Origin of the sequence: Streptomyces sp. NPDC020780 (genome assembly GCF_044334475.1) — a bacterium.
Taxonomy (GTDB): Bacteria; Actinomycetota; Actinomycetes; order Streptomycetales; family Streptomycetaceae; genus Streptomyces.
Genome location: NZ_JBIRTB010000018.1, coordinates 15724 through 29084 on the forward strand (window position 1 = coordinate 15724; position 13361 = coordinate 29084).

Here is a 13361-nt window from a genome sequence, read left to right on the forward strand (position 1 = left end):
GGCGGCCCGCGGAACGGAAGATGGAGGGCATGCACATCGACGTACTCGGTGCCGTGCGGGCCCTCCACGACGACGGCACCCCGGTCGACCTCGGCGGCCCCCGCCACCGTGAGGTACTCGCCCGGCTTGTCGCCGCCGGGGGGCGGATGGTCGCCACCGACACCCTCGTGGACGACCTGTGGGCCGATCCGCCGGTGCGCGCAGTGGGTGCGTTGCGTACGTTCGTCGCCGCGCTGCGCCGCGCCATCGAACCTGGCCGGCCGCCCCGCACCCCGCCGCGCGTCCTCGTCACGGAAGGCCCCGGCTACGCGCTGCGCCTACCGCGCGACACCGTGGACGTCCACCGTTTCGAGGACGCCCTGGCCCGCGCCCGGCGTACTCCCGATGCGCTGACCGACCTCGACGCGGCCCTCGCGGCCTGGCGCGGCTCCGCCTACGCCGACGTGACCGGCTCCGTGTGGGCCCAGCGCGAACGGACCCGGCTGGAAGAGCTGAGGCTGGAAGCGGTGGAACTGCGCGCCCGCCTCCTCCTCGATTCCGGTGCGGGAGCCGAGCTGGTCGCCGAACTGGGCGCCCACGTCACCGAACACCCCTGGCGTGAACCGGCCTGGGGGCTGCTGGCCCGCGCACTGCACCGGGCAGGCCGTCAGGCAGACGCACTGGCCACCCTGCGCCGTGCCCGCACGATGCTCGCGGACCAGCTCGGGCTCGACCCGGGTGCCGGCCTCCAGCGCCTGGAGACGGACATTCTCCGCGGAGCTGGGACGCTCCAGCCCCCACGTACCGTCTGGACCGCAGGCGTACGACTCGGACCGCGCACCACCGTGGAACTGGCGCGCACCCTGGCCCTGGCGGGCGGGGACGCCCTCATCCACTCGCGGCGCGACCGCCTCGCCGCCGTCCGGGCGGCGGAACGCACCGGAGACACCGCCCTGACCGCGCGCGTCATCGGCGCCTACGACGTGCCCGCCCTCTGGAGCCGGGCCGACGATCCCGGCCAGTCCCGCGCCGTCGTCGCGGCCGCCGAGCGCACGCTCACCGCGCTCGGCACCGACGGCCCCGCCGAACTGCGGGCCCGCCTGCTGGCCACCGTCGCGGTCGAGAGCCGCAGCGCCGATCTGTCCGCCACCGAACGCAGGCGCGCCGGGCAGGCGGCGCGCGAGGCCGAGGCGCTGGCCCGGGAGCTGGGCGATCCCGCCCTGCTGGTGTTCGCCCTCAACGGTGTCTTCCTCCAGTCCTTCACCCGGCCCGGGCTCGCGGCGGCACGAGACGTGACCGGCTCCGAGATCCTGGACCTGGCCACCCGGCACGAGCTGCCGGACTTCGCCGTGCTCGGCCGGCTCATCCGCCTGCAATCCGCCTCCGCTCTCGGCGACCTCGACGCCGCGACCGCACACGCCGAGGCAGCCGAGCAGCTCGCCGTCAGCACCGAGGCCCTGCTCGTCCCCGTCCTCACCGGCTGGTTCCGGGCCCGGGCCACGGCCGCCCGCAGTACCGAACCGGGCGGGCCGACCGCCGCCACGGCCGCGGCGCACTACCGCGCCGCCGAAAACGCCCTCGCCGGGACAGCGGGCATGCCGGGGGTGCACCGGGGCCTGTTCGCCCTCGCTCTCCTGGGCCTACGTCTCCTGCACGACCGTCCCGCGCCCACCGGCCCCGCCCTCGACTGGGGCCCTTACCGCCCCTGGACGCACCCCTTGGTGCTGCTTGCCCGCAACCGGGACGAGGAGGCCCGCGCCGCCCTGGCCATGGCGCCCGAACCACCCCCTGATCACCTGCAGGAGGCACTCTGGTGTCTGACCGCCCACGCCGCCGCCCGCCTCGGCGAGCGCCCGGCCGCCGCCCGCGCGGCAACGGCCCTGCGCGCCGCCCGCACCGAACACGCGGGCGGGGCGAGCGGGATGCTGACGCTGGGGCCGGTGGCGCGGTACCTGGCGGAGGCGGAGGCATGCGTCGACAAGAGATGACCGGCACCCTCCGCGGACCCGCTTCCCCACCTGTCCGTCCCACCTCCACCGGGCAACGCGACCCCCGGACCGGACCGGCCAAGGTGGCGAAGTGGGAACACGAGCCGGTCCGATCGACGACGGGCTGAGGGCGGCGCTTCGGTACGCCGACTCGGCGTCATGGTCCGCCACAGCAGCCGCCGTCAGGCGGCGCGACGGGATTGACGCCAGGCGACGTACCCGGCCGGGCTGCGCTCGCAGCACGGGACCGGCAGGAATGGCCGAAGCTCGACATCCTGAGGAACAATGCCCCGACGTCACCCACCTCCTGATCGAGCGTGGCGGGTCCGACAAGAGCCCGAGCACGAACTCACCGCGCCCGCCGCCGTGGTTCCACTCGACTGGACCGTCCCGCGACGCGGTCCCGCAGAGCCTGGAACACGTCCTGCCGGCGGGCTGGTATCTGTGCTGCGCCCCGCGGCCACCGCTTGATCTTCTGTCCACACACACCGATGATCAACGGGGGCCGCATGCGCTGCCTACCCCACCATGCGGGGGCGGAGGGCCTACACGCGCCGGACAGGGGGCTGACCATGCGGTCGATCACTTCACAGCCGGTGTTTCGGCGCTTCGCCGGTGCCGTCGTGGCCGGCGCCGCCTTGGCCGCAACCTCGGGATGCACGGTTCCCGTCGATGCCGTCGCCGGTATCTCCGTGACCGGCGACGGCCACCTGCTCGGCGTCATGGCGGTCTGCGGACATCAGATCGACGGCGCGACCCTTTACGTGGACGGCGGCGACGTCAACAAGACGGCGACGGTCGGTTCATGGACCGCCGACCGTTCCCTCCTGCCCGGTCTCGCCACGTGGACCCTCGATTCCCCTGCCGCCGGTTGGACCGCGACCACATCTCCGGGTCCGCTCAGCGCCAAGGCCACCTATGTGTTCTACGGCTGGACCAAAGACGACTCGTGGTCATCGCGAGAGGTCTCCTTCACTCTGGCCGACCGGGATCGGCTCACGCCGGGAAAGGTCCGCTACGACACCCTCTCGGACAACGGCGACGACCGCGGAGTCACCGTCTCCATAGCCGAGTTCACGTCCAGGGCCTGCCGGGACACGTAACGCGACAACGCGAGTGGGACCGCGTCCGTCGCCCTGATGTCAGGGGCAGGACCGTGGAGTTCGCGGTGAGGTCACGGGGCCGGGCTCGGCGAATGCTTGCCGGCTGTGCACGAGCAGTTCACGCAGCCCCGGGCTGTGCGGGTTCTTCCAGATCAGGGCGAGCAGTGCGGGCGTGTCGACATCATCGATGGTGCGTGCGGTGAGCCGGTCGCGGTGGTTCGCGGCCATGGAGTGGCTGAGGACGGCGGCACCGAGCCCGCGGCTGGCGAGGTCGGCGATGGCGTCCGCGGCGCTGGCCTCCAGAGTGATCGCGGGGTGGAGGCTCTGTGCCGCGCAGGCCTGGTCGAATGCCGTGCGGAGGCCGGTGCCGGGCGGCATGCACACGATCGGGTAGGCGATCAGGTCGCGCAGGGTGACCCGTTGCTGGTGCGCCAGGGGGTGCCCGGCCGGGACTGCGGTGACGAGCCGCTCGCTGATGATGGTCAGTGCGTCCAGCCCATCGGGGGTGGCGGTTGCCGCCCCGATGAGAGCCAGGTCGACGGCGCCGGTGCGCACCCCTTCGATGAGCCGGTCGGAGCTGTCCTCCAACAGCGAGATCTCCACACCGGAATGTACCTGGTGGAACGCGGCGAGGGCGTCGAACAGCGGGGTGAGGGTGCAGCCGATGACCATCCCGACGGTGAGGTGCCCCCGGATCAGCCCGGTGACCTCGCCGACCGCTTGGCCGACTGCGCCGGCGGCGGCGAGTGCGGCGCGGGCGTGTTCGAGTGCGGCCTTTCCCGCGACGGTGAGGGTGGCGGTGCGGGCGGACCGGTCGAACAGCTTGGCTCCGAGTTCACGGAGTATCTGCGCGGGCCGTCATCCATGCAGAAGAGGACCATGGACGCCCATTTGTCACCGAAGCGGAAAGACGGCAGCGAGGACGGGTACAGCTCGTCGAACAAGTCGGGTGGCAGCGGTGGCCGATGCGTCATCGAGGGTCTCCCGTCTCCGGTCTAGGTATCCAGATGGTGACCGACCTTCTGGATACCTCTGTCCGCGGCTGCGGAACTGGGCCGGCAAGTCCGCTACACACCCCGTATCGAACAGACCTACCCCCTGGAGCGGACCTCGGACGCCCACGCGCACGCTGAGCGCGGACGCACACGCGGAAAGATCGTGATCTGCATCTGAAGCGGTGGCAGGGTACAGATGCGCCGGCCCCCCAAGCGATGATCTTGGTGGGCCGGCGCTGACTGCTCAGCGCCGGCCGTCTGCCACTGACGGATGGCCCCGGATCAACTCAGCAGTCGAGGCCGGGTCCGAGTGTCGGCAGACGACGGCGAGCTCAAGCGGTCAACGCGTCACCGCTGTTCAGAAGGTCAGCGTAGACCTCCGACAAACGCGCTGCCGCCGACGAGCCGGTGCGGCCTGCTGGCGGTGAGCGGGGACGGCAGCCTCGACCGGAGCCGGTGCGCGGCCCGTGGTCGATGTGGCCACGGTGGTCGTACCGGCCTTGAGCTTGTCGTCACCCGAGATACCCAGGCCGTGCACCTGGCGGCCGCGGCTGACCGGGACACCGAGGGCCGCCGAATCAGCCGGCTAACCGTCGAACTGTGCGTGGCGGCCACGGCCGACACGGACAGGACCGGACGGGCCGGCGGGTCCCGCCCGCCCAGATGCAGGACAGCAGAACGCCCGTGTCCGCAGGACTGATACCCGTGGTGGCGACTTGTGTCGGTGCCCAGCCCGCAGGCCACCTCCCCGGTCAAGGTAGATCTTATGAAGGTTGATCATATTGCTTATTCCGCTTATGGAAGGATGGTCGGTGGTGAGCGGAATGCAACTCTGAGTCAATGTGGGAGCAGGCGATGAAGACGATCGGGCTGATCGGCGGGATGAGCTGGGAGTCGACAGCGGAGTACTACCGGTTCTTGAACGAATTCACGCGTGACCGGCTTGGCGGACTCCATTCGGCCCGATGCGTGCTCTATTCGGTTGATTTCGCAGAGATCGAGCAGTTGCAGGTCCAGGGACGCTGGGCGGATGCCGGCGAGATCCTGGCTGCGGCTGCTCTGTCCCTGGAGGCGGCCGGTGCTGACCTGATGCTCATCTGTACCAACACCATGCACAAGGTCGCCGATGTTGTCGAGGCGGCAGTGTCCATCCCGCTGCTGCACCTGGCTGATGCCACCGCAGACGCTGTACGGGCATCGGGCCTGCGCCGGGTCGGACTGCTGGGCACGGCGTTCACCATGGAGCAGGACTTCTACCGGGGCCGCCTCGAAGCGGGCGGCCTCGACGTCAGCATCCCGGATACCGAGGGGCGCGCACTCGTGCACCAAGTGATCTACGAGGAGCTCTGCCTCGGAATTGTGCGGGACGAATCGCGCACCGCTTATCAAGAGGTCATCAAGGATCTTGTTGCCGCTGGGGCTGAAGGCATCATCCTGGGCTGCACTGAGATCGAGCTTCTCATCGGCCCTGGCGACAGTCCCGTTCCGGTCTTCCCCACCTCACGACTTCACGCCGAGGCAGCCGTAGAGGCAGCGCTGTCGGGCGCCCGGAACGACAACCCCACGACGCCCGCGTCCCGGTGACTGGAGTGTGACCTCGCTCCTGGCCCGGAGCGCGGTGAGTGGTCCAGCCTCGTCGGTTCTGACACACCTGGCCCGGGTGCTTGTACGCGGCGAAGTGGCATATCCGGATTCCCGGCTCCACCCGCATCCAGGAGGCCCGCTTCGACGCAACCCGCCCCCTTGTCTGCGCAGAGGGGTCGGCCCCGCGCTGCGACTGCGACTGCGGCGGGAGGGTGGGAGGGCGGAAGAGGGAAGAGCCGCCGACCGACCGGAGGCTGCCGCCGACCTGCAGCCATCGACCGGAGGCCCATGGGACCCGCCGCCTCCTGGGTGACGGGCTCCTGCTACGGCACGACCAGTGGCCCGCATCCCCCAACCCGTACCTGCTGGTGACCACGCACTCTGCACACCACCCCGCCCTTCCGCCCGTCAGCTGCTGCGCACTGCGCCGCGCGTTCGACCGCACCGGAATCACCCCGCGCCAGATGTGGAGCGACCGCGTACTGGACGAGGCCCGGCAGACCGCCGACCCAGTACATCTGGTGCACCTGTTCGGCATCCATCCCGGAACCGCTGTCCGCTACGTCCACACCGCCCACCCCGATAAGGCACTGCCCCATCCGCTGACGAAGCATCGCGCGGTGCCACCCAGCTTCATGAATACCAGCCACCAGCAGAGGAACCGCCTCGAGTGCTGTCGACCGGGCCGAGGGCGCGGGCGAAACACCGAATGAACAGCTGACCGAAGCTGGGGCCGCTGTTCATGATGGCAATGTGCGAGGAGGGAATTCCTGGTGCCGGTCTCGCTGGGTGCAAGGCAGGGGCTTTGGGTCTGTCTGACTGCTGGCTACGGTTCCAGGAATGCGAGCGCCCGCGGGACGAATCTGTCGTGGTGCTGGAAGATCCCGCCGTGGCCGGCGTCGGGGTATAGGGGCTCGAGTTCGCCCCGGGGTAGCCGGGCCGCCAGGTCGATGGTGTTGACGCTCGGGACCATCCGGTCGCTCTCGCCGTTGGCCACCAGGACCGGCTGCTGGATGCGCGACAGGTCCTGCGGTGCCGTGCGGCCCCAGCGTTTGATGGCCTTCAGCTGGGCGCGGAACGACGGCACCGAGATCGCCTTGTCGCGGTCGTCCGTGCGCTCCTTCAGCCGCGCCAGGAATGCGCGCGCCGCCCGTTGTCCGCCCTCGGTCCGGGTGAAGAAGAGGTAGTGCTTCGGGTCCTTGCGCCGCAGCGTCGCCTTCAGCGTGTCCTGGACGGTGAGGGACGTGACCTTGTCAATGCCGGGTCCGCCGGCGGGGCCGGTCCCCGCGAGGATGACTTTGCGCACGAGGTCGGGTTCTTCTGCCGCGATGACCTGGGTGATGAAGCCGCCCATCGACAGGCCGAGCAGGTCGACCTGGTCGAAGCCGAGTGCCCGGATGAACAGCACGGTGTCGCGGGCCATCGCCTCGATGGTGTCGGGTGTGGAGCCGCCGGACGCGCCGACGCCGCGGTTGTCGTAGGCGATCACGCGGCGTCGGGCGGCCAGTCCGTCGACGACGCGTGGATCCCAGTTGTCCAGGACCGCGGACAGGTGGTTGAGCAGGATCAGCGGTACGCCGTGGTCAGGGCCGAGCTGCCGGTAGGCGAAGTCGACGCCCTGCACGGACACGGAGCGGGTCGGCACGTTCTTGTACGACGACGGGGTGGGTGTCGGGGGACTGGACGATGCGCTCATGGCCGGGTCCTGGTGTGTGATGGGGGACGAGGGTGTGGGGCTTCTCGTTGTGACGGGCCGCCTCGGCGTCCGGCGGGGCTGGGCCCGCGCTCACGTCATGGAGACGACGACTTTCCCGGCCTTCGCGCGTCCCCTTTCGACGTACTCCATGGCCTGGAGGGTTTCGTCGAACGGGAAGACACGGTCGACGACGGGACGGACCTTTCCGGCGTCGATGAGGGGGGTGAGTTCGCGCAGTTGGTCGCCGCTGGCCTTCATGAACAGGAACGAGTACGTCACGCCGTGGCGCTTGGCGTCGCGCCGGGTCTTGAAGCTGAGGGCGGTCATGGCCAGGCGGAGGAGCGGATTCAGGCCGAGTTCACGGGCGAAGGCCGGGTCGGGCGGGCCCGCGACGCTGATGGCCATGCCCCCGGGCTTGAGTACGCGCAGGGACTTGGTGAGGTTCTCGCCGCCGAGGCTGTCGAGGACGACGTCGTAGCCGTCGAGGACCTCTTCGAAGTCCTGTGTGCGGTAGTCGACGACGACGTCCGCACCCAGGTCCCTGGCCACGTCGACCTTGGCGGTGCTCACGGTGGTGGCCACCTGCGCGCCCAGCGCCTTCGCCAACTGGACGGCGATGGAGCCGAGGCCGCCGGCGCCCGCGTGGATGAGGACCTTCTGGCCCGGCTGTACGCGGGCCCGCTCGACCAGTGCCTGCCATGCGGTCAGCGCGACCAGAGGAAGGGAGGCGGCCTCGGCCATGGTGAGGGTAGCCGGTTTGGGTGCCAGGTCATCCTGGTGGACGGCGATGAGTTCGGCGAAGGTGCCGATGCGGTCCTTGTCGGGCCGGGCGTAGACCTCGTCGCCCACCGCGAAGCGGGTGACGGACGGGCCGGCCCGGACGACTGTCCCGGCGAGGTCGTTGCCCAGCACGAGCGGGAGACGGTAGGGCAGGAACGCCTTGAAGTCCCCGTTGCGGATCCTGAGGTCCAGCGGGTTGACGCCCGCCGCGTGGATCTTGACCAGGACGTCGTCGGCACCCACCTGGGGGTCGGGCGCTTCGGTGGCACGCATCCCGGCCTGGTCACCGTACTTCTCGGCCATAAAGGCCTTCATCGTCGTCTCCGTTCCGTTTCCCGTCCTTAAAAGGTCCGGGTTTCCACTCGCCCGGGATTCTTCCCAGTACAAAATTGTGTGTCGCTCTTCTGGCTGCTGCGCGGGCGCACCGCGTCCTCAGCCGCGTTCGCCCGTCAGGCCACCGGCAGAACCGGGGCGGTGACGTTGCCGGCGACGCCTCCCTGGAGGCTGTCCAGGGAGCCGGCGATCCCCTCGTGGGGCACGCCGAGCGGCACCGCGCTGACCTTGGCCAGGCGGGTGTACTGCTCGTCGGTCAGGTGTACCTCGAGGGCACCGAGGTAGCTGTCGAGCTGGGAGAGGTTGCGCGGGCCGATGATCGGAACGAGCGTGGCCACGGATCGGGCCGCGCGCTCGCGTACCCAGGCCACTGCCACCTGGGCGGGCGTCACACCGGTCTCCTCGGCGATCGCCAGGACGGTGTCGACGACGGCGGTCTTCTGGCCGGTGTTTTCGGTGTGGATGACCGCGCCCAGGTCGCTCAGGCGCCCTTCGGCGGAGCTGCGGTACTTACCGGTGAGCAGTCCGCCGCCGAGCGGGGACCACAGGGCGGCGCCCAGGCCGAGGCTCTCGGCCATGGGCAGGAGCTCACGGTCGGCGGTGCGCTCGACCAGGCTGTACTCATGCTGGATGCCCACGATCGGGGCCCAGTTCTTCAGATCCGCGAGGGTTACCGCGCGCGAGACGCGCCAGGCGGGGAAGTTGGACAGCGCGGCGTGGTGGATCTTGCCGGCGCTGACCAGGTCGTCGAGTCCGCGCAGGAGCTCCTCCATCGGAGTGAGCTCGTCGGGGAAGTGCACCCACAGCAGGTCGATGTAGTCGGTGCCCAGGCGCTTCAGGCTGGCCTCGACCGAGGCGACCATGTTCTTGCGGCTGTTGCCGGTCTTGGAGATGTCCGGCTGCGGGGCGGCGCCGAGGGCGAACTTCGTGGCCAGGACGAAGTGATCGCGGTCGGCGGAGATCAGCTTTCCGGTCAGTTCCTCCGACTCGCCGAACTGGTAGCCATCCGCGCTGTCGAGAAAGGTGCCGCCGGCCTCGGCGAACCGGTCGAAGATCCGCCGGGCCTCGTGGGGCTCGGCGCCCGCGCCCCAGCCGGTGCCGAAGTTCGCGGTGCCGAGCGCGTACTCGGAGACGCGCAGTCCGGTCCGGTGGCCGAAGGTCGTGTAGCGCATGAGATGTCCTGGTCCTGAGGAGTGTGGGGGTGGTCGTGCCGGGGGCGGAGGGTGCGCGTCAGCCCGCGTTCGGCTGCGGTGCCGCGGACAGGCTCTGCTTGACGTACCGGCTGGTCTCGTCGGCGAGGATCTCGGGCAGGCCGGTCTCGATGCCCTGCAGGGCCTGGGCTGCGACGTCGGCGGCAGCGACCTTCTGATCTACGGGCACACCGGCGGCCATGTCGGTGTCCATGTAGCCGACGTGCAGCGCCGAGACGGTGATCCCGCGGGGCGCCAGCTCGTCGCGGGTGGCATCGGTCAGCGCCCAGGCGGCGGCCTTGGAGGCCGCGTAGGAGCCGAGGCCGGCCGGGTGGAACCAGGACAGGGCGGACAGGACGTTGAGTACGGCGCCGCCACCGTTGCCCTCGATGACGGGGGCAAAGGCCCGGGTCGCGGCGAGCGGGCCGAAGAAGTTGGTTTCCATCTCCCGGCGCACCTCGGCCAGGTCGCCGCCGATCAGCGTCGCGCCGGTGGAAATGCCCGCGTTGTTGATCAGCAGGGTCGCGTCGGACGCTACGTGTGCGGCCTCTCGTACAGACGCCTCGTCCGTGACGTCCAGCCGCAGCGGGACGACGCCGGGTACGTCGACCGTCTCGGGGCGCCGGGCCGCGCCGTACACCTTCGCGCCGCGCTCGACGAGTTGGGCGGCCAAGTGCCGCCCGAAACCCCGATTGGCGCCGGTGACGACCGCTACCGCACTCTTCAGTTCCATGATCGCTCCCGGTCCCTGGCGGGCACTGTCGGCCACCCGCACCAATTTAGATTACGTAACCAATCTAAACACGAGGTCTATGATAGATGCCAGTCGACATCCAAATGGGAGGTGGTCATGGGCCGCGTATCGCAGGCGAAGGCGCAGGAGAACCGCAGCCGGGTGGTGGACACCGCGTCCCGGTTGTTCCGGGAGCAGGGCACACAGGTCAGCGTCGCCGACCTGATGAAGGCGGCCGGTCTGACTCACGGCGCGTTCTACAAGCAGTTCGCCTCCAAGGAGGCGCTTGTCGACGAGGCCACCGCCCACGCCTTCGCCGAGCTCGCTCGGCGCTACACCGAGAGACTTGAGCGGTATGAAGGGCGGCGCGACGCCGCCCAACAGGCACTGATCGACACCTACCTCTCCGTCGAGCACCGCGACGACCCGGCGGACGGCTGTCCGGTCGCCGCGCTCGCCACCGACATCGCACGCGAGGGCGGGGGACGTGAGGGCGGGGGACGTGAGGCCCGCCGCGTATACGCCGAGGGGGTGGCCGACTTCACCGACTTCCTGGCCACCGACGACCAGGACGGCATCGTCCGCCTCTGCACCCTGTTCGGAGCGCTGGTCCTGTCCCGCGCTACCAAGGGCTCCCCGCTCTCCGAAGAGATCCTCGCCGCCGCGCACGCAGCCCTGACCGAAGCAGGCTGATCAAGGGCGCGGTGCGGGTATACGTCGGACCGCACGCGTGGGCGCCGAGACGTCCGCGGTCAGACGGAGGCGTTGGAGGAAGGCCACCGACGCCTGGCGCATCGGCCACCGTGCGCCGGACAGCTCTCGGGTCGCATGCCCGTGAAGTGTCGGTGCGCAGCCGACGTCAACGTGTCAGCAGGACTGCGATCTGCTCCCGGATGTCGCGCGAGATCTCGTCGACGCTCGCGGCAACGTTCACGCTGGCCGCCATCGCGAGGAACATCACGGCGGACACGACGCGCGCCATTGTCGCCGCGCGGGCCTCGCCGACCTGGGCGTCCCGGCACAGCACGGCGGCCACGGCCTGCTCGGTCCGCCCGGTGATGGTGAGGGCCTCGCGGTGGTGGTGAGGGCCTCGCGGTGGTGGGGTTCGGCGGGCGCACACTCCCGCCCCTCGGCCCCGGCCGGAGGTGGCCCAGCCCAAGTTCGACGGCTTCCGTGCGCTGCTCTTCACCCCGCTCCGCCCGGGTGACCCGGCGCTGCTGCAGACCCGGGGCGGGGCCATGGTCCAGGACCGCTTCCCCGACCTGGCCGCCGCGGCACACGGCCTCCCGAACGGCCTCGTCCTGGACGGCGAGCTCGCCGTCCTCGACCACCATGGGCAGCTCAGCTTCACCGCCCTGCAGCGTCGCGCGACCGCCGGCCGCAACACCAAGGCATCGGCGGCCGAGATGCCCGCGCACTTCGTCGCGTGCGACGTCCTGCAGAGCGACGGCCAGGAACTGCTGGAGGAGCCGTTCTCACGTCGCCGCGAGGTCCTGGAAGCCATGTTCGCCGAGCACCAGGCTGGGGCCGCCGTGGACGCTGTGCCCCTCGACCACGGACTCTCAAGTTGCGGAAGGGTGGCTGCACGAGTGGACCGACGTCCCCGGCGTCGAAGGCGTCATGCTCAAGGGCCTGACGGGTCATTACCGGCCCGGGGTGCGCGGCTGGTCCAAGGTCCGCCGCAGGAACTCCACCGAAGCACTCATCGGCACCGTCTCCGGCTGCCTGCGCCCCCAGGTCCTGCTGCTGGGCCGCTACGACACCACGGCCGCCTACGGCTCGTGGGCACGACGACCCCGCTGGAACCGGGCCCGGCCCGGGACCTCGCCGACCACCTCATCGCAGCCGGCCCCGACCACCCCTGGACCGGAGTCCGCTTCACGCCGGCCTCACCCACCCCTACCACAACGGCCGCACCGAGGGCGTCAACACCCGAACCAAACGAATCACGAGACAGATGCACGGCCGAGCCGGGTTCCCCCTACACCGCCACCGCATCCTCCTCCAGTGATCACTACACGGCGCTACCACCGATCACGGGCCAGAGCCGAACGTTTTACAGACCCGAACCCGGCTGCAGGCCGACTGCGACCGGGCTCTCCGCGTCGTCGCAGAGATCGACGCCGCGAGACAATTCCAACCAGAATAAACAAGATCGAGAACGAGATTAGGGGCAGTATCGTGGCACAAGCATTGAATCTATGGAAGCACGGTCTCGGAGAGGTGCCGGAGTCGGTCTGGCTGCGGACCGACCTGGAGGTCTTGATACTCGCGGACAACGGGCTGACGACTATCCCGCCCGAGATCGGATCTCTGCATCGCCTGCGCACGCTGGACCTGGGGCACAACACGCTCACCACGGTGCCCAACGAACTGGGTGAGTTGGCGGCGCTCACCGACTTCCTCTACCTGCACGACAACCGCTTGACAGAGATCCCCGAGTCGCTGGGACGACTGACGCGGCTGCGCTACCTCAACGTCAGCGAAAACAGCCTCACCGAACTCCCGAAAACCATCGGCAATATGCACCACCTCGTCGAGTTGCGAGCCCAGCACAACTGCCTGGCCAGAATCCCCGAAACGATTGGCGGCCTGTCTCAGCTGCGAGAGCTGTGGCTCCGCGGAAACGCCCTGCAGCATCTACCGGAATCTGCCGCCGAACTGACGCAATTGCGTCACCTGGACCTCCGAGAGAACGCGCTGACCGAGATCCCCGAGTCCCTGGCCGAGCTTCCTCTCCTCCGGCACCTCGATCTACGTGCCAACCGCGTCAAGAAGCTGCCCGGCTGGCTCGTCCGGATGCCCTCACTGGAGAAACTGGACCTCCGCTGGAACGACATTGAGCCCGCTCAGCGACTCCTCGACGACCTCACCCAACGCGGGTGCTTTGTCCTGAAGTGACTGGTCACCCAACTCGGCACCACCTTCACGAAAGTACCGCCGGCGAGACCCCAACTCTGCAGGCAGGCCAGGCCGCCAG

Annotated in this window: 10 protein-coding genes and 3 pseudogenes; 7 read left to right on the plus strand and 6 right to left on the minus strand. The window is 69.8% G+C overall.

Going from position 1 to position 13361, the window contains the following annotated elements; translation table 11 throughout:
* Nucleotides 1-29: 29 nt before the first annotated feature.
* Both ACH4VO_RS28085 and ACH4VO_RS28090 read left to right on the plus strand, forming a co-directional pair.
* Complete coding sequence (locus ACH4VO_RS28085; protein ID WP_360993700.1) at nt 30-1967, plus strand: AfsR/SARP family transcriptional regulator; 1938 nt, start codon at nt 30-32, stop codon at nt 1965-1967.
* 572 nt (nt 1968-2539) lie between these two features.
* On the plus strand, nt 2540-3070 hold the full coding sequence (locus ACH4VO_RS28090) for a hypothetical protein (protein ID WP_360993703.1): 531 nt from the start codon (nt 2540-2542) through the stop codon (nt 3068-3070).
* A gap of 39 nt (nt 3071-3109) precedes the next feature.
* Here the strand turns inward: ACH4VO_RS28090 and ACH4VO_RS28095 are convergent.
* Nucleotides 3110-3919: pseudogene (locus ACH4VO_RS28095) on the minus strand (LysR substrate-binding domain-containing protein); the annotation flags it as partial.
* 183 nt (nt 3920-4102) lie between these two features.
* Between ACH4VO_RS28095 and ACH4VO_RS28100 the strand changes: the two are divergent.
* Nucleotides 4103-4243: pseudogene (locus tag ACH4VO_RS28100) on the plus strand (zinc-binding dehydrogenase); the annotation flags it as partial.
* A gap of 677 nt (nt 4244-4920) precedes the next feature.
* Nucleotides 4921-5649 carry an aspartate/glutamate racemase family protein gene (locus ACH4VO_RS28105; protein ID WP_360993705.1) on the plus strand — a complete coding sequence of 243 codons (729 nt, stop codon included), beginning with the start codon at nt 4921-4923 and terminating at the stop codon, nt 5647-5649.
* An 826-nt stretch (nt 5650-6475) separates the two neighbouring features.
* Here ACH4VO_RS28105 and ACH4VO_RS28110 read toward each other — a convergent pair.
* The 4 genes from ACH4VO_RS28110 to ACH4VO_RS28125 all read right to left on the minus strand — a co-directional run bounded on the left by ACH4VO_RS28110 (nt 6476) and on the right by ACH4VO_RS28125 (nt 10381).
* Complete coding sequence (locus ACH4VO_RS28110; RefSeq protein WP_360993707.1) at nt 6476-7345, minus strand: alpha/beta hydrolase; 870 nt, start codon at nt 7343-7345, stop codon at nt 6476-6478.
* Between the two features lie 90 nt (nt 7346-7435).
* Complete coding sequence (locus tag ACH4VO_RS28115; protein ID WP_360993710.1) at nt 7436-8440, minus strand: NADP-dependent oxidoreductase; 1005 nt, start codon at nt 8438-8440, stop codon at nt 7436-7438.
* A gap of 134 nt (nt 8441-8574) precedes the next feature.
* Nucleotides 8575-9630, minus strand: a complete 1056-nt coding sequence (locus ACH4VO_RS28120; protein WP_360993713.1) for an aldo/keto reductase — start codon at nt 9628-9630, stop codon at nt 8575-8577.
* A 58-nt stretch (nt 9631-9688) separates the two neighbouring features.
* Nucleotides 9689-10381 carry an SDR family oxidoreductase gene (locus tag ACH4VO_RS28125; protein WP_360993716.1) on the minus strand — a complete coding sequence of 231 codons (693 nt, stop codon included), beginning with the start codon at nt 10379-10381 and terminating at the stop codon, nt 9689-9691.
* Nucleotides 10382-10498: 117 nt separating this feature from the next.
* Between ACH4VO_RS28125 and ACH4VO_RS28130 the strand changes: the two genes are divergently transcribed.
* The gene (locus ACH4VO_RS28130) at nt 10499-11074 is read left to right on the plus strand and encodes a TetR family transcriptional regulator (protein WP_360993718.1); all 576 of its coding nucleotides are present in this window, start codon (nt 10499-10501) and stop codon (nt 11072-11074) included.
* A gap of 166 nt (nt 11075-11240) precedes the next feature.
* On the opposite strand, the gene ACH4VO_RS28135 is transcribed toward ACH4VO_RS28130, so the two are convergent.
* Entirely contained in the window at nt 11241-11417 is a 177-nt protein-coding gene (locus ACH4VO_RS28135) for a hypothetical protein (protein WP_398441607.1), read from the minus strand.
* A gap of 109 nt (nt 11418-11526) precedes the next feature.
* Here ACH4VO_RS28135 and ACH4VO_RS28140 point away from each other — a divergent pair.
* Nucleotides 11527-11889: pseudogene (locus ACH4VO_RS28140) on the plus strand (ATP-dependent DNA ligase); the annotation flags it as partial.
* Between the two features lie 673 nt (nt 11890-12562).
* Nucleotides 12563-13282 (plus strand): leucine-rich repeat domain-containing protein, encoded by a 720-nt coding sequence (locus tag ACH4VO_RS28145; protein WP_360993722.1) that lies wholly within the window; start codon nt 12563-12565, stop codon nt 13280-13282.
* Nucleotides 13283-13361: the final 79 nt, after the last annotated feature.